The sequence below is a fragment of the Pseudomonas sp. 37 R 15 genome (genome assembly GCF_900004865.1).
Classification (GTDB): domain Bacteria; phylum Pseudomonadota; class Gammaproteobacteria; order Pseudomonadales; family Pseudomonadaceae; genus Aquipseudomonas; species Aquipseudomonas fluorescens_AM.
In genome coordinates, this window is record NZ_CVTV01000056.1 from 361,094 (window position 1) to 382,207 (window position 21,114).

At 58.7% G+C, this 21,114-nt stretch carries 20 protein-coding genes; 17 read left to right on the forward strand and 3 right to left on the reverse strand.

Features of this window, described 5'->3' with window-relative positions; translation table 11 throughout:
• Positions 1-203: 203 nt before the first annotated feature.
• On the reverse strand, positions 204-1,514 hold the full coding sequence (locus BFQ04_RS22640) for an MFS transporter (RefSeq protein WP_065952705.1): 1,311 nt from the start codon (positions 1,512-1,514) through the stop codon (positions 204-206).
• A 160-nt stretch (positions 1,515-1,674) separates the two neighbouring features.
• Between BFQ04_RS22640 and BFQ04_RS22645 the strand changes: the two genes are divergently transcribed.
• Positions 1,675-2,775: a sugar diacid recognition domain-containing protein gene (locus tag BFQ04_RS22645; protein ID WP_065952706.1), complete on the forward strand. Its 1,101-nt coding sequence runs from the start codon at positions 1,675-1,677 to the stop codon at positions 2,773-2,775.
• A 97-nt stretch (positions 2,776-2,872) separates the two neighbouring features.
• On the forward strand, positions 2,873-4,012 hold the full coding sequence (locus tag BFQ04_RS22650; RefSeq protein WP_065952707.1) for a glycerate kinase: 1,140 nt from the start codon (positions 2,873-2,875) through the stop codon (positions 4,010-4,012).
• Positions 4,013-4,019: 7 nt separating this feature from the next.
• Here BFQ04_RS22650 and BFQ04_RS22655 read toward each other — a convergent pair whose 3' ends face one another.
• Positions 4,020-5,426, reverse strand: coding sequence for an alpha/beta fold hydrolase (locus tag BFQ04_RS22655; protein ID WP_175413307.1), 1,407 nt, complete (start codon positions 5,424-5,426; stop codon positions 4,020-4,022).
• Positions 5,427-5,829: 403 nt separating this feature from the next.
• On the opposite strand from BFQ04_RS22655, the gene BFQ04_RS22660 reads away from it, so the two are divergent.
• Positions 5,830-6,342 (forward strand): GNAT family N-acetyltransferase, encoded by a 513-nt coding sequence (locus tag BFQ04_RS22660; protein WP_065952709.1) that lies wholly within the window; start codon positions 5,830-5,832, stop codon positions 6,340-6,342.
• Here BFQ04_RS22660 and BFQ04_RS22665 read toward each other — a convergent pair.
• A complete protein-coding gene (locus tag BFQ04_RS22665; RefSeq protein WP_065952710.1) occupies positions 6,339-7,031 on the reverse strand; it encodes an aspartate/glutamate racemase family protein in 693 nt (230 codons plus the stop codon). The two genes, BFQ04_RS22660 and BFQ04_RS22665, sit on opposite strands and share 4 nt — an antisense overlap.
• A gap of 319 nt (positions 7,032-7,350) precedes the next feature.
• On the opposite strand from BFQ04_RS22665, the gene BFQ04_RS22670 reads away from it, so the two are divergent.
• The 14 genes from BFQ04_RS22670 to BFQ04_RS22705 form a co-directional block, all read left to right on the forward strand.
• On the forward strand, positions 7,351-9,747 hold the full coding sequence (locus BFQ04_RS22670) for a type VI secretion system Vgr family protein (RefSeq protein WP_065952711.1): 2,397 nt from the start codon (positions 7,351-7,353) through the stop codon (positions 9,745-9,747).
• Positions 9,748-9,755: 8 nt separating this feature from the next.
• Positions 9,756-10,511: a DUF4123 domain-containing protein gene (locus tag BFQ04_RS22675; protein WP_065952712.1), complete on the forward strand. Its 756-nt coding sequence runs from the start codon at positions 9,756-9,758 to the stop codon at positions 10,509-10,511.
• Positions 10,508-11,002 (forward strand): YceK/YidQ family lipoprotein, encoded by a 495-nt coding sequence (locus BFQ04_RS28920; protein ID WP_256544608.1) that lies wholly within the window; start codon positions 10,508-10,510, stop codon positions 11,000-11,002. The genes BFQ04_RS22675 and BFQ04_RS28920 overlap by 4 nt, the downstream gene beginning before the upstream one ends.
• A gap of 70 nt (positions 11,003-11,072) precedes the next feature.
• The gene (locus tag BFQ04_RS28925; RefSeq protein ID WP_083218048.1) at positions 11,073-11,594 is read left to right on the forward strand and encodes a DUF3304 domain-containing protein; all 522 of its coding nucleotides are present in this window, start codon (positions 11,073-11,075) and stop codon (positions 11,592-11,594) included.
• Positions 11,582-11,866, forward strand: coding sequence for a hypothetical protein (locus BFQ04_RS28930; RefSeq protein ID WP_083218037.1), 285 nt, complete (start codon positions 11,582-11,584; stop codon positions 11,864-11,866). The genes BFQ04_RS28925 and BFQ04_RS28930 overlap by 13 nt, the downstream gene beginning before the upstream one ends.
• A gap of 99 nt (positions 11,867-11,965) precedes the next feature.
• On the forward strand, positions 11,966-12,469 hold the full coding sequence (locus BFQ04_RS28935; protein ID WP_371914535.1) for a DUF3304 domain-containing protein: 504 nt from the start codon (positions 11,966-11,968) through the stop codon (positions 12,467-12,469).
• A complete protein-coding gene (locus BFQ04_RS22680) occupies positions 12,457-12,831 on the forward strand; it encodes a hypothetical protein (protein ID WP_065952713.1) in 375 nt (124 codons plus the stop codon). The genes BFQ04_RS28935 and BFQ04_RS22680 overlap by 13 nt, the downstream gene beginning before the upstream one ends.
• On the forward strand, positions 12,828-13,349 hold the full coding sequence (locus BFQ04_RS28940) for a DUF3304 domain-containing protein (protein WP_083218038.1): 522 nt from the start codon (positions 12,828-12,830) through the stop codon (positions 13,347-13,349). Before BFQ04_RS22680 ends, BFQ04_RS28940 begins: the two co-directional genes overlap by 4 nt.
• Positions 13,337-13,711 (forward strand): hypothetical protein, encoded by a 375-nt coding sequence (locus tag BFQ04_RS22685; protein ID WP_065952714.1) that lies wholly within the window; start codon positions 13,337-13,339, stop codon positions 13,709-13,711. The genes BFQ04_RS28940 and BFQ04_RS22685 overlap by 13 nt, the downstream gene beginning before the upstream one ends.
• Positions 13,708-14,223 carry a DUF3304 domain-containing protein gene (locus BFQ04_RS28945; RefSeq protein WP_083218039.1) on the forward strand — a complete coding sequence of 172 codons (516 nt, stop codon included), beginning with the start codon at positions 13,708-13,710 and terminating at the stop codon, positions 14,221-14,223. Before BFQ04_RS22685 ends, BFQ04_RS28945 begins: the two co-directional genes overlap by 4 nt.
• Complete coding sequence (locus tag BFQ04_RS22690) at positions 14,211-16,553, forward strand: T6SS phospholipase effector Tle1-like catalytic domain-containing protein (protein ID WP_065952715.1); 2,343 nt, start codon at positions 14,211-14,213, stop codon at positions 16,551-16,553. The genes BFQ04_RS28945 and BFQ04_RS22690 overlap by 13 nt, the downstream gene beginning before the upstream one ends.
• Complete coding sequence (locus BFQ04_RS22695) at positions 16,553-16,816, forward strand: PAAR domain-containing protein (protein WP_065952716.1); 264 nt, start codon at positions 16,553-16,555, stop codon at positions 16,814-16,816. Before BFQ04_RS22690 ends, BFQ04_RS22695 begins: the two co-directional genes overlap by 1 nt.
• A gap of 140 nt (positions 16,817-16,956) precedes the next feature.
• Positions 16,957-17,940, forward strand: a complete 984-nt coding sequence (locus tag BFQ04_RS22700; RefSeq protein ID WP_065952733.1) for a hypothetical protein — start codon at positions 16,957-16,959, stop codon at positions 17,938-17,940.
• Positions 17,927-21,114: ImcF-related family protein (locus tag BFQ04_RS22705; protein ID WP_065952734.1), on the forward strand; the 3,188-nt coding region annotated here is incomplete at its 3' end. The genes BFQ04_RS22700 and BFQ04_RS22705, both read left to right, overlap by 14 nt.

Below are 21,114 nucleotides of genomic sequence, written 5' to 3' on the forward strand. Positions count from 1 at the left end.
GCCATCCATGGCCCAGTGCGGCTAACCCGGCGTCCTGCCGGGTTGCCCACGGATTCAAGCCTGCGTTCGGCCAGCGTGGTTTGACGGGGCGCCTGAGATCAAAAGCAGATCAAGATCAAGAGCGACTCGCTGCGCATCGTGGTTAGCGGTTAGCGTTGGCCGCTACAGAGCGGTGTAGTTACCTATGCCCACATGGGGGCGTTTTAAACCTTCAAGGTGCGCGTCATCCGCAACGCCAGCACACTGCCGGCGACGATCACCGCCGCCAGCAGGTACAGCGCCACGTCCGTGGACCCCGTTGCATCTTTCACAAAACCCACGATATACGGGCTGAGAAACCCGGCCATCTGGCCCATGGAGTTGATCAACGCCAACCCGCCGGCCGCAGCGCCCGCGCTGAGCATGGCGGTGGGCACCGGCCAGAACATCGGCAGGCCGGTGAGGGCGCCCATGGTGGCGATGGTCAGGCCGAGGATGGCGATCGCCGGGGTGGTGGCGAAATTCACCGCAATGACCAAACCCATCGCGCCCATCAGCATCGGCACTACCAAGTGCCAACGACGCTCCTTGCGCAGGTCGGCCGAGCGGCCCACCAGCAACATGAACACCGCGGCCAGCAGGTACGGGATCGCACTGAGCCAGCCAATCACCAGGTTATCGCTGAACCCCAGGTTCTTGATGATCGAGGGCAGCCAGAAATTGATCGCATACACGCCGCTCTGGATACAGAAGTAGATCAGGCCGAACGCCCAGATCGCCGGGTTCTTGAAGACTTCGGCCAGGGAGTCGGTGGTGGTTTTCGGTTTATTCGCCAGGTCAATGGCCTGGTCGGCTTCCAGCAGCGCACGTTCGTGGGGCTTGAGCCACTTGGCGTTGGCAAAGCTGTCGCTGAGCAGGAAGTAGGCGAGGGCGCCCAGGATCACGGTGGGGATGCCTTGCAACAGGAACATCCACTGCCACCCGGCAAGGCCACCCTGGCCGGCCGCGAAATGGTTGAGAATCCAGCCGGAGAACGGGCTGCCGAGCAGGCCGGAGACCGGAATCGCCGACATGAACAGCGCCATGATCCGCCCACGGCGAAAGGTTGGAAACCACTGCGACAGGTACAGCACCACGCCGGGAAAGAAGCCCGCTTCGGCGGCACCGGTAAACAGGCGCAAGGTGTAGAAATGCGTCGGCGTGGTCACGAACAGCAGGCACGTGGACAGGGTGCCCCACACGATCATCATCAGCGCAATCCAGCGCCTTGGCCCGAACCGGGTCAGCGCCAGGTTGCTCGGCACGCCACACAGCACGTAGCCGATAAAGAAGATCCCGGCACCCAGGCCGTACACGGTTTCACTGAATTTCAACGCGTCGAGCATCTGCAACTTGGCAAAGCCAACGTTGACCCGGTCAAGGTAGTTGAACAGGTAGCAGATGAAAATGAAGGGGATCAGGCGCAGGGTGACGCGCTTGTAGATGGCGTTTTTATCGTCATCGGTGGCCAGTGCTGCAGCGGCGCTCTGTGACATGGCGAGTCTCTCTTTATTATGATTTTTGGCGATGCGAGGGTAACGTTGATCGCTTGCGCAGTCTCGGTGAGGCGATGGGCAACTGTCTTTGTGCTCGCGCACAGTCAAGCCTGCTTTGCGCTGTGCCGCTGACCAACCCGTTTCGAGGAAAATAGCCCCCATGTTCGAGCTGGATCATGAGCTGGCACAGGATATCGTCAATCGCACCATGGCGATCCTGCCCTACAACGTCAACGTGATGGACAGCCAGGGCCTGATTCTCGGCAGCGGCGAGCCGGAGCGCATCAACACCCGTCACGAAGGCGCGCAACTGGTGCTGGCCAACGAGCGCGTGGTAGAAATCGACGGGCAGACCGCCAAGCACCTCAAAGGTGTGTTGCCGGGTATCAACCTGCCGCTGATGCACGACCAGCGCCTGATCGGCGTCCTGGGTATTACCGGTGAGCCGGACGGGTTGCGCACCTACGCCGAGCTGGTGCGCATGACCGCCGAAATGCTGGTCAGCCAGCGTCACCAGCAGGCCGAGCAGCAATGGCGACGCCAGCGCTGTGACGATTTGCTGGCCTTGCTGTTGGCCGATACGGGCGACTCGCCGCGCCTGGTCGACGAAGCGCAACAGTTGGGCCTCAAGCCGCAACTGGCGCGCATGCCGTACCTGTTCGAACTGGGCGCGGGGCAGTCGGCCGAGGCCTTGAGCGCCTGGCTGACGTCGCGTTATCCGGACAGCTGGTGCGTGAGCAGCGCGCAGTTTTCCCTGCTGTGGTGCCGTCCGGCGGCCCTGCACATCGACAACCCACGCCTGCTGGAAAAGCTCGACGGCCTGGGCTGGAATATCCTGCGGGTGGCCGTAGGCGGGCAGGCGCAAGGGCTGGCCGGTCTGCGCCGCTGCTATCGCCGCGTCGGTGACTTGCTCGCCTACGGCCGCGATATCCTGCCGCACGCGCGCCTGTTGATCCTCAACCGCTATCGCCTGCCGGTCATGCTCTGGCGCCACCGCAACGACGATGCCCTGGACGAATTGCTCAATCCGTTGCGCAAAGTACTGGCCAAGGACAGCAACGGCCAACTGCTGGCCACGCTGCGCAGTTGGTGCGAGCACGACGGGCAAAGCCAGGCTTGCGCCGATGCCCTGGGGATTCATCGCAACAGCCTGCGCTACCGCATGGAAAGAATCGCCGAGCTGAGCGGCGTCGACCCGCTGACCCTGGACGGCATGCTTGCGCTGTACCTGGGCGTGCAGTTGTTGCCCCAGGGTTTGTAAAAATGAACAACAAACTTCAACGCTACTTGTGCATCGGACCGGCGTCAGCAGCAGTACCAACTGTCAGCATGGGCGTTATAAAAACCGGAGAACGCCCATGAAAATCATCATCGCCCCCGACTCGTTCAAGGACAGCCTGAGTGCCGAACGGGTCGCCCAGGCCATTGCCGATGGCCTGGTTCAGGTCTGGCCTGACGCACAGTTGGTGCAATGCCCGATGGCGGACGGCGGTGAAGGGACGGTCACCGCGGTGCTCGCTGCGTGTCAGGGGCAATTGCGCAGCCAGACCGTGCGCGGGCCACTGGGCGCCAAGGTGCAAGCGCACTGGGGATGGTTGGCCGACAGCCACACCGCAATCATCGAAATGGCTGAAGCCAGTGGCCTGCAGCTGGTTGCGCCGGGCCAGCGCAATGCATGTTCCAGCAGCACCTATGGCACCGGCGAACTGATCCGCGCGGCCCTTGATCTGGGGGCCCGGCGCATCATTCTGGCCATTGGTGGCAGTGCGACCAATGATGGCGGCGCGGGCGCGATGCAGGCGCTCGGCGTGCAGTTGTTCGATGCCCATGATCAGCCCGTGGCACCTGGAGGTCTGGCGTTGAGTGGCCTGGCCCGCATCAGCCTGGAAAACCTGGATTCGCGTGTGGCCCAGGTCCGCTTTGAAATCGCGGCGGATGTGAACAACCCTTTGTGCGGGCCCCAGGGCGCCTCGGCAATTTTCGGCCCGCAGAAAGGCGCCACTCCCGAGCAGGTTCAACAGCTGGATGCCGCTCTCGGCCATTTTGCCGACCACTGCGCACAAGTGCTGCCCAAGGACGTGCGTGACGAACCAGGTAGCGGCGCCGCCGGTGGCCTGGGTTTTGCCGCCAAGGCGTTTCTGGGTGCACAGTTTCGTGCCGGCGTTGAGGTGGTGGCCGAGTTGGTCGGGCTGGACGCCGCCATGCGCGGTGCCGACCTGGTCATTACCGGCGAAGGCCGCTTCGACGCCCAGACCCTGCGCGGTAAAACCCCGTTTGGCGTAGCGCGTATCGCCCGCCACCACAAGGTCCCGGTGATCGTGCTCGCCGGGACCCTGGGTGATGGCTACGAGCAGATGTACGCCCACGGCGTGGATGCCGCATTTGCCTTGCCATCGGGGCCGATGAGCCTGGAGCAGGCGTGCAGCGAGGCGCCGCGACTGTTGTGCGAGCGGGCGGCGGATATCGCCAGGCTATGGCGGACAGCGCTGCGAGGCTGACCCGGGATCAGGGTGATTCGTAGCAGATCGAGAAGCGGTCGGGTTTACGTCCAAAGGCCAGGAAATCTCCGACATTCCTGTTCACGCAGGCATTGGCCCCGGGGAACGAAACGCCGTGTCGGTAGGCGCCCTTGAGTAGCGTCATGTGCGCGGCAGGCACACTTGCGAACGCTTTGAGGGCGCTTGCTGCGGGCGTCTGATCGTCATATTCGGCCTGAATCATAAAGAGGCCGTCGACCTGCGCCAGTCCGCGCTGCGGCACCCCTTCAAGCTGTTGGCCGCGCCAATCGGCGCAATGTCGCGACGGGAAGAAACTGCCCCCCACTGGATACTGAATGGCGTACTGGCTTTCCTTGTCGGTCCAGAATGCTTCGCCTGCGGACACTGAATCGTTGCATAGCACGGTGCTACGGACTGACTCTCTGGGCGTGAGTGTCAAGGGACCGAGCGCCAGACCATTCCACGGTGACGGGCGGCGGGTGACGTCGAGCAGGCGTATAAACGCCTGTTTCGCCAGCGCATTTATGCCAGGGTCAGGGCTGAATCGATGGGCTCGGGCGTTGGCCAACAGCTTGGCGTCCGGCAGGTCTGGCGATTCACGCAGCCACTGACTGAGTGCGCGGGCCGCCATCAGGTATTCAGGCGCGCTGTAGTACTCGTTGTCTGAACGCAGCGCCCCTCTGACGTGAGGCAACAGGTCGATAAAAACCGCGCCTATTGCCTTTGGGGTGCTGCCCATCTGGTAGCGCCGCGGATCGTCGGCGGCGCGCTGTGCAACAAATCGCGCGAACACGCGTTCTTTTTCCGGTGCTTGAACCAACGAGGCGTCCTGGAACGTGGCGGTCCAGTCTGGACTCGAGTCGAGCACCATGCGCCCGACCTGCTTTGGAAACAAGCCGGCGTACCAGGCGCCCAGCCATGTGCCGTAACCGTTGCCGAAGTAATTGAGCTGGCGTTCGTCGAGCAGCACACGCACCAGCTCCATGTCCCGCGCTGTTTGTTCGGTATTGATATAAGGTGCCAGGCGCTGGCTGGCGCAGCCTCGGGCCAGTACGCCAGCGTTATGCCGGATAGCCTCGATATTGGCCGGACTGCGATCTTCGGTGATGTCGTTTTGCGCAACGATCTCCTCGTCGGATCGGCACACCAGTTGCGAGTGCGGGTCACTGCCCATCCCTCGCGGTGTCATTGCAATCACATCGTAGGTATTGACCAGGTGCCGATAGGCCTCACCCTGTGGCTGATCGGCGTAGCCTTTCCATAGGGAAGCCAGGAGCACAGTGAACCTGTCGGACTCGGCGCCGGGCCCGCCCGGATGGGTAAACAGGGCACCTTCGCGCTCGGCGGGCAGCAACGCCCCAACGCGGGTGATGTCCAGCTTGAGATTGCCCAGACTGGGGTTCAAGTGGTCCATGGGCACGGTGACGATGCCGCATTGCGTCCTGGCGATTACCTCCGGATCCAGCCCGGTGAAGGGCCGGCTGGCACAATCCGGTAGCCAGCGGATACCCCACTCAGGCGGGTGTTTCGTCGCACAAGCGCTAACCCCCAATAGCGCGGCGACAAAAAAGCAGGCGGTTAGCGTTCGTTGTTTTATCAATTGGCAGACACTCGGGTGCGTGGTTGGACGCGCCCGAGTTTTGCAAGTAAAGCTTGCCGTGCATGTAGGACCATATCGGTTGTTCGGTCAGCAACTTCCGATAGCACTCAAGCAGCCTGCGACCCGGCCGCCTGGTACACCGAAGGTTGAAGCTCGCCAGGGCGCCTGCTTTGCTCCTACACTGGTCGGCCACTTGTCGTTCAAAGGATGAAACACAATGCGCACGCCTGACCTCCCTATCGTGATTCAGCGCTTCACCGAGGCCCACCTTGAGGGCGTCGCGGCGCTCTACAACGAACCGGCGGTATGCCGTCAGGTGCTGCAGATGCCTTTCCAGTCCGTGGAAGCCTGGCGCAAACGCCTGGTGATGGATAACGAACGCCGACTGCAATTGGTGGCGCTGCACGGCGGCGAAGTGATTGGCCAGTTGGGGTTGGAGCAGTACCTGCGCGTGCGCCAGGCGCATGTGGGGTCTTTCGGCATGGGCGTAGCGACGGCGTGGCAGGGCAGGGGCATCGGTTCGAAGCTGTTGACGGCCGCGCTGGACGTGGCCGACAACTGGATGAACCTGCACCGCGTAGAGCTCACGGTGTATGCCGACAACGAAGCGGCACACAACCTGTATCGTAAATTCGGCTTCGAGGTCGAAGGGCGTTTGCGCGATTACGCCCTGCGTGACGGTGTGTTCGTCGATACCCTGAGCATGGCGCGCCTGCGCAAGTCGGCTTAATCCTCCAGTGCAAACGCCACCGCAGCCCGCGCATGCAGCTCGGTCGTGTCCAACAGCGGCAGGTCGCTGTGCTCGGGTTTGATCAGCAGGCTGATTTCCGTACAGCCGAGAATCACCGCCTGGGCGCCGCGTGCGGCCAGGGACTCGATCACCCGCTGGTAGACTGCGCGTGATTGGTCGCTGATCACGCCCACACACAACTGCTCATAAATGATCCGATGCACGTCCTTGCGTTCGTCGGCATCCGGCACCAGCACGGTCAGGCCCTGTGCCATCAAGCGGGCCTTGAGGAAGTCCTGCTCCATGGTGAATGCAGTGCCAAGCAAGCCCACGGTCAAGGTGCCGGCTTGCCTGGCAGCCGCCCCGGCCGCATCGGCGATATGCAGGAAGGGAATCGACACTGCCGCCTCGATACGCGGCGCCACCCGGTGCATGGTGTTGGTACACAGCACCACACATTCGGCGCCGGCTGCCTGCAGGCGGCGCGCGGCGTCTTCCAGGATCAACGCGGCATCATCCCAGCGCCCCGCGTGCTGGGCCTGTTCCACCGGGCCGAAGTCCACGCTGTACATCAACAGCTGCGCCGAACGCAGCGGGCCGAGACGGTCGCGTACGTGCTGGTTGATGATGCGGTAATACTCGGCACTGGACTCCCAGCTCATGCCGCCGATAAGGCCGATGGTGCGCATGCGATGCTCCGGACAGGGGAATGTGGCTTCACCATACCCACCGATAGCGGATTAGTCATAGGCAGTTGCCGGTCAATTCACCGGAGCAGTTCGGGTGAGGCAGGCGGGCTTACCTGCGATGATGCCTTGATAACACCCAATGATCAGACGGCCCCCGGCACACTCGGCCGACAATCGACAATTACCCGAATTTGCCGGCCTGGAGGACTTGCAGGTGCAAATGAAGAAGCATCGTTCTTGTAAAGGTGAATTTTCCGACATTAATTACCGATAACAAATCTTTACTCTCTGGAGTCTCTCGCGTTTACGAGTAAAAGGGATGACTTTCAGAGTTTTACCGAGCGTTTTTTTCGACCACAGCCGACATCAGTTGAGTGTGCGCAACCTCGATGCCCGTCTCGATGTCCTGGCGTTCGAAGGCCACGAACACCTGAGCCAGCCGTTCCGTTATCGGGTGGAGCTCACCAGCACCGAACGAGATCTGGCGGCGCATAGCATGCTCGGCCAGGACGCCAGTTTCAGCCTGCACGCCGCGCCGCAAAAGCTTCCGGTCGCCGGGCTCAGCGCACCGGAGGTCAAACCGTTGCGCACTCTGTATGGCGTGGTCACCCGCTTCAAACGCCTGTCCGGTTCCCTCGACGAAGCCCGTTACGAAATCACCCTCGAACCACGCCTGGCCCTGCTCGGTCGTGGCCGGCAGTTGCGCATCTACCAGCACCAGTCGGTGCCGGAAATCGTCGAAGGCATTCTGCGTAGCCGCCATGGCCTGGAAGGCCAGGATTTTCTGTTCAGCCTCAAACGCGACTACCCCAAACGCGAACAGGTCATGCAATACGGTGAAAACGACCTGGCCTTCATCGCCCGCCTACTGGCCGAGGTCGGCATCTGGTACCGCTTCACCAGCGACGAACGCCTGGGCATTGATGTGGTGGAGTTTTGCGACGATCAACGCCTCTATCAGTTCGACATCGAGCTGCCCCTTCGGCCGCAATCCGGGCTGGGCAGCAGCGGCCAGGATGCGGTGTGGCAACTGCAATCGCAGCATCAGGTGGTCGAACAGCAGGTGCATTTCCGCGCCTATCACCACCGTGATGCCAGCGCCCATCTGAGCGGCGAGATCGATCAGAGCCGGGGCGCGACCACCACTTACGGTGAGGCCTACCACTACGCCGAACCTTACACGTCCCTCGGCGACCGTCTGGATCAGGACGAAGATCTGCAAGGCGAAAGCGGCTATTTCTACGGCCGCTTGCGTCACGAGCGTTACCTGAATGGGCAGACCCGACTCAGCGGCATCAGCAGCAGCGCCACCCTGGCGCCGGGGCAGGTGCTGAAAGTCTCTGGCGGCGCGCCTCAGGCCTTCACGCCCGGCGCGGTGATCACCGGCCTGACCACCAAGGCCGCCCGTGATCAAAGCTTTGAAACCACCTTCCAGGCCATGCCCTATTCAGAAACTGTGTGCTTTCGCCCAGAACTGAAGGAAAAACCACAAATCGCCGGCACCGTCCCAGCCCGCGTCACCAGCCCGCAGGCCAACGATCCCTACGCGCATATCGACCTGGAAGGGCGCTACCGGGTGAATTTCCTGTTCGATCGCGACAGCTGGAAGGCCGGTGAAGAAAGTGTGTGGCTACGCCTGGCCCGGCCCTACGCGGGCGACACCCATGGTCTGCATTTACCGCTGATTGCCGGCACCGAAGTGGCCGTGGCCTTCGAACAGGGCGACCCGGACCGCCCCTACATCGCCCATGCCTTGCACGACAGCCAGCATGTGGACCACGTGACCCTGCGCAACGACAGGCGCAACGTACTGCGCACCCCGGCCAACAATAAACTGCGCATGGACGATACGCGGGGGCAGGAGCACGTCAAGCTCAGTACTGAATATGGTGGCAAAAGCCAGCTCAACCTCGGGCATTTGGTGGATGCCGCGAAACAAAAGCGCGGGGAAGGGTTTGAGCTGCGTACGGATGATTGGGGGAGCATTCGCGCCGGTAAAGGTTTGTTCATCAGTGCGGATGTACAGGCCAAGGCCGCTGATGATGTGCTCACTATGGCGCCAGCCACCGGTATGGTTGCGGGAGCAAAGCAACAAGTCGCCGATTGGCAGGAAATCGCCCACTCTCATCGCAGTCCTCAGCCTGCGATAGACGGCTTGCAACAGTTCCAGGATAACGCCAAAGACCTGCACGCCTCGGCCATCCTGCTCAGCGCACCCAAGGGCATCGGCGCGGTGACCCCTGACAGCGTACTGCTCAAAAGCGGCAAAGCGATGTACGTGCAAAGCAACGACGAGATCAACCTGGCCGCCGCTCAACGGCTGTTCGTCCACGCAAATAAGGCCATTTCCCTGCTTGCCCAGCAAGAAGGCATGCGCCTCGTATCCGGTAAAGGCCCCCTGGAAATCGAGTCCCACGGCGACGTGATGAATCTGATTGCCCAGCAAGACATCACCCTCCAGACCGTACAGGGCCACCTGCAATTGACCGCCAAAAACGGCATCACCCTGGCCTGCGGTGGCGGCTACATCCGTATCACCCCGGCCGGGGCTATCGACATCCACACGCCCGGCAAGCTCAACCTCAAGGGCCAGCATGTCTGGGAAAAGACGGCCAGCCAGGGTTTTCCACTGCCGGAGTTGCCACAGTCGGTGTGTAAAGAGTGCCTTGAAAAAGCCAGGGGAAACACCACCGGTTTACTGATGCGCGAAGGTTGAGGGGGAATATGAAGATGGCAACACCCACAGAATGGCAAGAACAGATCGAACAGGTATGTGCCAGCGTCGCAATACAGCAGGTCGATCTATTGCTCGACCAAACCGCCTGGAACAACTGCGTTATACCTGCGCTGAAGATGTTGAGCCCAGAGGTTCCATGGTTCTCATTGTTCAGCGCAACGCCGGAGGAAAACCTGCTGGATCAGTCACCTGTGTTGATGCGTCTAGACCTGACGCATTGGCAGCATAAAGCCTGGCTCGAAGAATTAATGACCCACTGCGCCGTGGATGCTCGCTTGCTGGTAGTGATCTCGCCATTACCGTTCGAAGTATTGAGCCATGCCCTGCAAGCCTTGTCGCAAATCAAATGGGGCGGGCAGTCCGGGCTACTGCGTTATTACGATCCGCGCATCTTTCCCTTGTTGATGGCCTCGATCCTGACGGATGACCAGCGCGCCGTATACGTGAACGTTGCGTGCTATTGGGGCTGGCTGGATCGAGATGATCGGCCGCAGTGGCTGCAAGGTACTTGCCAGACTTATCAGGGTGGCACTCAAGTGAGTCCCGGCATGGACCTGAGTGATCAGCAATGCGACCTGATTGGTTGCATAGGTGATGCGCAGAGACTGCTCGATGGCGGGAACTTTGATGACCTGGGAGAGGGGCCGGAACAGCGTTTCGCCTCCTTATATTCATTTGTCATACGGGCCAGTCGGGAAAGCTACTTTGGTGATTTGGCCGAGTACGTGAGGCAAAAGCTGTGAGTCTTGATAAAGACGTATCGAAGGGGCAGCGCGTTCGGCATACAGAAACCTTGCACAGGCAAGAGATTGATGCGTTGAAGCGCTTGGCTTTGATCGTATTGCTTGGCCTCGCCACCCTCACTGTCGGGTGTGGAACATTAGTTGGGCGAGGCAAGTCATCGAAAACCTACAGCAGTTCCGGCTATTACTATGTTGGTGTTCAATATGATTGGCGGCTGCTTACATTGGAAAGTCGCGGTAGCTACGACTATGTCCCTGAGTTTTGTTATCTAAGTGTCGTGTGCCCATTCGCGACGTTGCTCAGTATGCCAGTAGATTTCGTGGTCGATACAGTGATGCTATATAGCGATCATCAAAACAGGCTTGTCGAAGAACGACATTTCAATGGGTATCTTCGTGATACGTACTGCCTCCCTGAGGGCGGGCCAGATGAGGCGGCACTCAGACGATTGGGCCTGGGTGTGGACTTCTGTTTGGAGCCCAGTAAATAGGGGCCGAGAAGCAGCTGCGTAGTACGTGCGCGGTAAGTCTATTTTGGTTGTGATAAGGGAACTTCATATGATGGGCTTATCAATAAGGAAAGTATTGTTGCAAGGGTTGTATGGCTTTTTCGGGCTGACGTTATTTGGGTGTTCTTCTGCGGATAATGAAATGGCGGGAGGTAACTTGGAGGCTGTCAATCATACGGTGCATGCTATTAACTGGATGTCGGTCAATGGTTTTCGTGCGGACGGTGGAGGAGGAAGTTCCTGTTGCATTATTATGCCGATTAAATGGCGGCCCGGTTTGAAAGCTAATATTGAGTGGGAGGTTGATCCTGATCCTTTTGCAAAAATAAAACGGAAAACAACAGGTTTTGGTTTTGATGAAAAAGCGTGGGCTGAACATGAAGCTAAATTTCAACGCCACAGCGCCATAGTGGATATTCCGGAGTGGCCAGGCACTGAGTCGTGTGGTTTGAAAGTACATTTTCTCGTCTGCAATCAAATCAAAGTCACCACTTCTTGCTGGGGTTATGGGTCACCTAATAATCCAATTAAAGATCCTCTGGGGATGAAGGAGCCAGCCGCATGTCCACAGTAAAAGAAAACTCAAGCTCTAAAGCTTGGGCGCCTCCGGAGTTTACTGTCAATGGTCGTTTACCGACGCAATTATCGGCGGTGACCGCCAACTATGATAAGCAAACCTGCGAGGAAAATCTTTTTCGTCAAGGGGTCGACAAGCCCGCCAGCAACACCGTCTCGCAGTACCTGCCGCAGCGTCTAAACACGATCGTAGAAGACACCCAGGTCGAATTACCAGTCACCACTGTTGGGACGGGCGGATTAGCTCAGCCATGTACTAGGAGGAGTTGAGGCTGCTTATAGCGCTATTAAAAATATGCTTATGGTAGACATTTTCTCATGCCCACCCCCCGGATTGAGTTGTGGGAGTTTAAAGTGATGAGGCTGTTAATGAAAAAAATAATAATGCAAGGGCTGTACGGCCTTTTGGGGTTAACGTTGTTTGGGTGTTCCTCTGCAGATAATGAAATGGCAGGCGGAAATATACAGGCGATTAATCATACCTTGAGCGCAATCAATTGGTTGTCGGTCAATGGTTATAGAGCCCATGGAGGTGGCGGAAGTTCCTGCTGCATTATTATGCCGATTAAATGGCGACCTGGTTTGAAAGCTAATGTTGAGTGGGAGGTTGATCCTGATCCTTTTGCACCTTCGCCGGCTTTAGGGACGGATGAATTCAGATCGTTTATGGTTAAACATAAAGCAAACTATCAGCGCCACAGTGCCATAGTGGATATTCCGGAGTGGCCGGATACTGAAAGATGTGGTCTGACTGTGCATTTCTTGGTTTGCAATCAAATCAAAGTCACCACCTCTTGTTGGGGTTATGGCTCGCCGAATAATCCAATTAAGGAACCTAGGCAAATGAAGGAGCCAGCCGTATGCCCACAATAAATAAAGAACCAAAAGCTAACGCATGGGGCCCTTCTGTGTTCCCCGTGAATGGCCGTTTTCCGGTTGATATATCGGCGGTGATCGCCAACTACGATAAGCAAGCTTCCGAGGAAAATCTTTTTCGTCAAGGGGTCGACAAGCCCGCCAGCAACACCGCCTCACAGTACCTACCGCAGTGTCTAAACACCATCGTAGAAGACACCCTGGCCGAATTTCGATCCACCACTGCTGGTGCGGGGCGCGTTAATTCAGCCATGCACCAAGAGGGTTTGAGGCGGCTTATAGGGGCTATGAAAAATATGTTTGTGGCAGACTTTTTTTGCATGGTGCCCGGACTGAGTCTTGGGAGATTAAAGTTATGAGATTGGCAATAAAAAAAATACTAATGCAAGGGCTGTACGGCTTTTTGGGATTAACGTTGTTTGGATGTTCCTCTGCAGATAATGAAATGGCAGGCGGAAACATACAGGCGATTAATCATACTTTGAGCACAATCAATTGGTTGTCGGTCAATGGTTATAGAGCCCATGGAGGTGGCGGAAGTTCCTGTTGCATTTTTATGCCAATTAAATGGCGACCCGGTTTAAAAGCTAATATCGAGTGGGAGGTTGATCCTGATCCTTTTGCAAAAATAAAACGAAAAACAACAAGTTTTGGGTTTGATGAAAAAGCGTGGGCTGAACATGAAGCTAAATTTCAACGCCACAGCGCCATAGTGGATATTCCGGAATGGCCGGATACTGAAAGATGTGGGTTAACTGTGCATTTCTTGGTTTGCAATCAAATCAAAGTCACCACCTCTTGTTGGGGTTATGGCTCGCCGAATAATCCAATTAAGGAACCTAGGCAAATGAAGGAGCCAGCCGTATGCCCACAATAAATAAAGAACCAAAAGCTAACGTATGGGGCCCTCCGGTGTTTCCCGTGAATGGCCGTTTTCCGGTTGATATATCGGCAGTGATCGCCAACTACGACAAGCAAGCTTCCGAGGAAAATCTTTTTCGTCAAGGGGTCGACAAGCCCGCCAGCAACACCGCTTTGCAGTACTTACCGCAGCGTCTAAACACCACCGTAGAAGACACCCTGGCCGAATTTCGATCCACCACCGCTGGTGCGGGGCGCGTTAATTCAGCCATGCACCAAGAGGGTTTGAGGCGGCTTATAGGGGCTATGAAAAATATGTTTGTGGCAGACATTTTTTGCATGGTGCCCGGACTGGGTCTTGGGAGATTAAATTTATGAGATTGGCAATAAAAAAAATACTAATGCAAGGGCTGTACGGCCTTTTGGGGTTAACGTTGTTTGGGTGTTCCTCTGCGGATAATGAAATGGCAGGCGGAAATATACAGGCGATTAATCACACCTCGAGCGCAATCAATTGGTTGTCGGTCAATGGTTACAGGGCTGATGGAGGAGGGGGGCGATCCTGTTGCATTATCATGCCGATTAAATGGCGACCCGGGTTGAAAGCTAATATTGAGTGGGAGGTTGATCCTGATCCTTTTGCGAAAATGCCTCCTCTTGGAACAACAGAATTTAAGGTGGCAATGGCCAAGGCCGAATCTAGTTTTCAGCGCCACAGCGCCATAGTGGATATTCCGGAGTGGCCGGACACTAAAAGATGTGGTTTGACTGTGCATTTTTTGGTTTGTAATCAGATCAAGCTCACGAGTTCGTGCTGGGCGCCTAGTTCACCAAATTATCCAATTAAAGACCCTATGGGGATGAAGGAGCCAGCCGCATGTCCACAATAAAAGAGAATCCAAATTCTAAAGCTTGGGCGCCTGCGGATTTTCCTGTCAGTGGTCGTTTTCCGACGCAAATATCGGCGGTGACCGCCAACTATGACAAGCAAACTTCCGAGGAAAATCTTTTTCGTCAAGGGGTCAACTCCAGAGGACAGAAGCAGCATTCTGCATGCTGTCATAGCCTGCATATCAGTCTATTCTTCGACGGCACTAACAATAACAACGATAACGACACCAAAAAAAATCACCCCAGTAATATTGCTAAGCTGTTTCATGCATCTTTGAGAGGCAAAGATGCAGAAAAAAGCGGCTATTTTTCGTTTTACATGCCAGGTGTTGGCACTCCATTCCCAGAGGTTGGCGAGTTGGATTACAGCGAAGGCGGTCTCAGATATGCCACTGGCGGTGAAGATCGTATCAATTGGGCGTTGGTGCAAGTAGCCAGTGCCCTGTCATTTGCTCTGACCAAAAATGGAATTGATGACGCCGTTGCTAAAACAAAGGTCGAGGCCATGAGCACCTGGAAGGCGCCGCTGATGAGTGCGCTGGGGCGGGGTAATCGTCGACGGACGATGAACGCGTTGTTGGCGCCGTTGCAGGCTCGAACGGAATTGGCCAGGCCTCGCGTGCTGGGGGTCAAACTGTTTGTGTACGGCTTCTCTCGGGGAGCGGCCGAAGCCCGCACCTTTGTCACTTGGTTAAGCGAGTTGTTCGATACACCCGTTGGCGCAGAACTGCCCGCTCAACGCCTGATTGGCTTGCCCGTCAGCGTCGAGTTTCTCGGGGTACTGGATACCGTAGCCTCGGTGGGCATCGCCCATGCCGCTCCTTTTTTTGCAGGGCATATGGGCTGGGCCGATGACACCCAGTTGCTGCCGGATGCGCAGCGCTTCCCGAAGCTGGTCAAGTGTTGCCGGCATTTTGTCGCGGCCTTTGAGCAGCGCTCGTGTTTTCCTCTGGATTCGATCCGCAACGAGGACGGCCAATACCCAGCCAATACCTACGAAGTGGTGTACCCCGGCGTTCACTCTGATATTGGGGGCGGTTACCCGCAAAATGATCAGGGCAAGGCCCGTGGTGGTACTGACGAATTGACATCGCAGATCGTTCTGCATGACTTGTATGCTGCCGCTTTTGCGGCGGGTGCGCCTCTGCAAGTACTGGAAGCAATGCTACCTAAAAATCTGCTGTCGCAAGCAACATGGAGAAGCATTGGGCGAGATACGTTACGAGAGTTCAACATTAGCCCTGTAGTAATCGAACGCTTCAACGCCTGGCGAAGCAAAACCCTACCCGGCCTCCCCGCCGACAAGCCCGCCAGCAACACCGCCTCGCAGTACCTACCGCAGCGTCTAAACACCACCGTAGAAGACACCCTGGCCGATCAACTCGGCTGGATCACCGGCTGGCGCATTGGTCGCTATGTCAATGATGGGCAAGGTGATAACGACAGCTACAAGCGCCAGCCATTCTTCACCCAGGCCATGGAAACCACGGCGTATACGAGCAATGAAGAGAAAAAGAACTACCAGGCGTTAAAAGCGGCTGCCGTGAAAGCGCGCGTGAGTAACCCCCAGCACCCCGGCCCACCGATCTACGAACCGAAAATCGACAAGACCCAGCTCAGCCAGGCCGCCGCTGAATTCAAGTCTGATTACACGGGCCAGAAACGCGAGCAGACCAGTACAGCCGGCACGGTTTTCGATGTGGTATTGCGCGATGCGGTCTATCTGCTCAACCAGGATGATGAAACCCAAGATCACGCGGCCCTCAGGGCTGCAGGCAAGCGGCGCAGTGAGCAACTGTTTCGTGACACCCAGGGCACGCCCAGTGTGGATCCTGATATGGCCCTGCTGGTGGCGTTGTTCGATGACCAGGTACACGACTCACGTGCGTGGTTCATGTATGACGCGTTGGAAACGCGGGAGATGTGGGCGGGTTACTTCTTTTATCGCATGACCTATTTCGGCAACGACAACAGCCGCGACCTGTCCCCGGTCGTGGTGGGTGGGCGGATACTGGGTGTGGCGATGATTGCCGGGGCCACGGTGTATGGCATCAAGCGCGGCGGCGCACTGGGTGGCGTTGGCGGGCTGGCGGCGGGCATCGGCGCGGCGTCTATTGGTTATCAGGTGATCGATAAGGCCCGTGGTGTGGTGGTGCCGTTCTTGCCGGGCGCCGAGAAAATCCTGCAACCGACCCGCCATATTGGCCAAGTGGCCACCGAGCAGAAGCGCCTGATCGCAGAGGATGACTATCTGCAACGTATCCAGCAAACAAGTGCCATGTTGCGCAAGAGCGGCAATTTGTTCGAACTCGATGGCGGGGTGGTCTGATGCTGCCTCTCGTACGTATGGGCGATCCGCTACGTCCCTTCGGCGGCGAAGTCCTGGAAGGGCATTACGAAGCCTTCGGTAAGCCAGTGGCCTGCGTGGATGATAAAGCTCGCTGCAATCTGCACGGGCTGACGCACATTGTTGAGGGCGCTTCGGGTTCAACCATGGACGGCAAACCCGTTGCGCTGAACGGCCATCGTTGCGCCTGTGGTTGTCAGTTGGTCAGCACCCTGGCGGTCAGTTCAATGGTTATCGCACCATGAACCGCGCGCCTGAATATCCCGACTTTATCGAGCCAGCCGAACCGCGTTGGCGTGGCTGGGCGTTGGGGTTGGCGCTGCTGTTCGGGTTGCAGTCGGCGGTCTCGTTGTTGCTGTGGCCCAGGGAGCAGCCGCGTCTGGAATTGTGGCTCTGGAGTGCGGTGCTCCCGCTGTGCTGGGCGCTGCTGCTGGCGGTACGTGTGTTGGTGTGGCAAATCGAACTGTTCAACCGCAAGGTGTATCTGCGCACCCTGGAGGTTGCCACTCACGCGTGGTGGCAGCAACGTTGTCTTGGCTTGCCGGTGCAGGACGTGTTGTTGCTGGGCCCTGCGGGCAACGTGCAAACGCATTATCTGAACTTGATGAAAGACACCCCGCTGGCGATACCTTTGCTGATACGGGGGGTTACGCAGCCCATGCTGCGTTGCCCGTTGTCGCTGAGCGTGCCCACCGAGCGTGAGCCTGCGCTGGCCCGGCATCTCGCCCGTTTAACCCTGGCACTCCCTGGGTTATCGGAGTGCTGGCCGCAACTGCGGGCAATTGCCTGGGTGGGGACCCAGAGCAGCGAAGCTGCTTTCGTGGAGACGCTCTTACGGACTGGCATGGTATTGCCCGAGGCCCGTTTGGCTTTACAGAACCTGACTGATCTGGACGAGTTGATCGATGCCTTTCACAGCGATTGCCGTGGCGAGGACGATTGGCTCTTGTGCGCGGGGGCAGTGTCGGTAGAGAGCACTGAAGAGAGCGAACCACCGGGTGAAGCTGGCTTCCTCTGGCGGGTAAGCCGACAGGGCCGGCAGTTGTTGCATCGCGGTGAATACCGGGCGGACGAATCGCCTGCCGAGGTGTGTGCACAGCTGCAGCGCTACGCGGGGTTGGAAACACCGCCGGCCCATTGCCTGGCATTGGATGTCACCAGTCAGCAAGCTTTTGTGCAAGGCGGTTGGTCGGCGGTCGAGCACCAACTGGTAGGCCAGTGGGGCGTGCTGGCGGACCTGGCGCCGTTTATTGGGATGTCCCTGGCATTGCTGCAAGCGGGGGAGGCGGGTCAGCCGTGTGGTTGGCTCAGCCAGGATGGAAACAAACGATTGGCGATTGGAGTGGCGGTGCCTCATGGCAATAGTTAAGGACGTGGGTAGGGGCTCTTTGGTTCGCGTGGGGTTGGGCTATGTGCTCATCATGACGCTGCTGGTGCTGCTCGGTGGCCTGCTGTATGGCTTGTGCGCCGATTATTTGGGCTGGCCGAAAATGCCCGCTAAGCAACTGGCGTGGTGGGGGCTGGGCGTGTGGTTCGCGCTCTGCTGGCTCTGCCCGGTCATTCTGTTGGCTTGGGAGCGTTTGGCGGTGGCCCAGGCATTGCGGGTCGTGGGGCCGGTTGCCAAAACGCCGACCTCGCAATTGAAACCGGCGCCCGAACCGCCGGACACGTCAAAGGCAGGAGAGCTACGCGACCATCTGCGCAACCACTACGGTTTCTTCTGGCGCCGCAAAGTTCGCCTGCTGCTAGTGGTCGGCGAACCCGCTGAAATCGAAGCCATCGCCCCAACCCTGGCCGGGCAATTCTGGCTTGAAGGCCAAGGCACAGTCCTGCTATGGGGCGGCAGCGCCCAAGCCGTACTGGCTCGATCATTACCGACACAATGGGCTGGGCTGAGCCGCTGGCGTGCGCTGGACGGGGTCGTTTGGGCGTTGAACATAACCCAGGCCGCCGACGATGTCGCATTGGGCAAGGGTGTACGCCAGCTGCAGCGCCTCGCCCGTGACTTGCACTGGCAGTTGCCGTTGTACCTGTGGCAAGTCTGCGACAGTGCATGGTCGCAGGACACTCGCAAGGCGCAGCCGGTGGGCTGCCCGTTGCCCGAGCGCTTCACGGCGGCGGCATTGGAAACCTCCCTGACGCGTTTGCTGGAGCCTCTGCGTCGCGAGGGCCTGGCGCAGATGAACGCCGTGATGAAGCATGACTTCCTGCTGCGCCTGTCCCGTGATTTGAACGGCGAGGGCATTGCCCGTTGGCGTCACTCGCTGGCGACCCTGGCCGGTGAGTTCTCCCGTGGCGTGCCTTTGCGTGGGTTGTGGTTCAGCCTGCTGGTACAGCGCTCGCCGCATGACAAGCAACATGACTGGTCGGTTGCCCCGGTGTGGAACGGCATACTCGGCGATAACACCAATGGCCGTCGGCTGGGCTGGAGCGTGCCGCGAGTCGGTTATGCGCTAGTACTGGGTTTGGCGACGTTATGGGGCGCGGGATTGTTACTGTCGTTTGTCAGCAACCGCGCGCAGATCGCTCAGATACACACCTCACTTACCGCCCTGCAACACTCCTCGCTAGGTGACGAACAACTCCAGGCCCTCAATGAGTTGGTCCGCGAGCTGGCGCGCCTGGATGATCGCGTCCAGAGCGGCGCTCCGTGGTACCAGCGCTTTGGCTTGAACCACAATCCAGCACTGCTTGAAACCCTGTGGCCACGTTATGTCGAGGCCAACAACCGCCTGATCCGCGACCCGGCCGCCGCCACGCTGCGCCGACAGCTCAACGCGCTGGTCAAGCTGGCCCCGGACAACCCCGAGCGTGCTGAACGTGCCCAAGAGGCCTACGCCCAGCTCAAAGCCTATTTGATGATGGCGCGCCCGGAAAAAGCCGATGCCAGTCTCCTGGTTACAACCCTGAGCAACGTTGAGCCTACACGCACAGGCGTATCACCTGGGCTATGGCAAAGCCTGGCGCCCAACCTGTGGCGGTTCTATGGCGAACACCTGACCGCGAACCCTGGCTGGCGCATCCAGGCCGACCCCAGGTTGGTCGCGCAAGTCCGGCAGGTGCTGCTCGGCCAGTTGGGCCAACGCAATGCCGAGGCCAGCCTGTATCAACAGTTGCTTGATGACGCCGCCAATCACTACCCGGAACTGGGCCTTCACCAACTGGTGGGTGACACCGATGCCCCGGCCCTGTTCTCCACCGCTGCCAGCGTGCCGGGCGTATTCACTCGCCAGGCCTGGGAGGGCCAGGTGCGCCAAGCCATCGACGAGATCGCCGAGGCCCGCCGTGAGGAAATCGACTGGGTACTCAGCGACAAGCCCGCCGACATCGACACCCGCTTGAGCCCGCACCAGCTCCGCGAGCGGCTCACCGAACGGTACTTCCAGGACTACGCCAGTGCCTGGCTGGATCTGCTCAACAGCCTGCGCTGGCAGGAAGCCGGGAGCCTCGCCGAAGTGATTGACCAATTGACGCTGATGAGTGATGTGCGCCAGTCGCCGCTGATTGCGCTGATGAATACGTTGGCCTACCAAGGGCAGGCCGGTACCCGAACCCAACCCCTGGGCGATTCACTGGTGACGTCCGCGCAAAAGCTGATCGGGCGTGACAAGGCCCCGGTGATCGACCAGCTTGGCCACTTGCCCAGCAGCCCCTTGGACGCAACCTTCGGCCCGTTGCTGGCGCTGCTGGGCAAAGGCCCCGAAGGCAAGAGTGGCGCCGATGGCTTGAGCCTCCAGGCATTCCTCACACGGGTAACACGGGTACGCCTCAAGTTGCAGCAAGTCAGCACGGCGGCCGATCCGCTGGAAATGACCCAGGCACTGGCGCAAACCGTGTTTCAAGGCAAGAGCATCGACCTGACCGACACTCAATCCTACGGCAGCCTGATGGCCGCCAGCCTGGGGGCCGAGTGGGGCGGGGCGGCGCAGACGCTGTTCGTGCAACCACTGGAACACGCCTGGCAACGCGTCCTGCAACCGTCTGCCGCTGGGATCAACAGCCAGTGGCAACGCTCGATCGTCAGCCATTGGGACGATGCTTTCGCCAGCCGCTACCCGTTTACAGCCACTGCCAGCGATGCGTCCTTACCGATGCTGGGCCAGATGATCCGCGCAGACTCCGGCCGCATCGAGCAGTTTTTGCAGCGGCAATTGAGCGGCGTGTTGCGCAAGGAGGGTAGCCGTTGGGTCGCCGATCCGCGCCACAGCCAAGGGCTGCGCTTCAACCCGCAATTTCTGAGCGCCATCAACCAGCTCAGTGACCTGGCCGATGTGCTCTACACCGATGGCGGTATGGGGTTGAGCTTTGAGCTGCAAGGCAAACCGGTACGCGATGTGGTGCAAACCACCTTCATCCTCAACGGCGACAAGCACCAGTACTTCAACCAGAAGGAGAGCTGGCAGCGTTTCAGCTGGCCGGGGCGTAGTGACTATCCCGGCGTGAGCCTCAGTTGGACCAGCGTACATACCGGCGAGCGGCTGTTCGGTGATTATTCCGGTACCTGGGGCCTGATCCGCCTGTTGGAAAAAGCCCAGGTCACGCC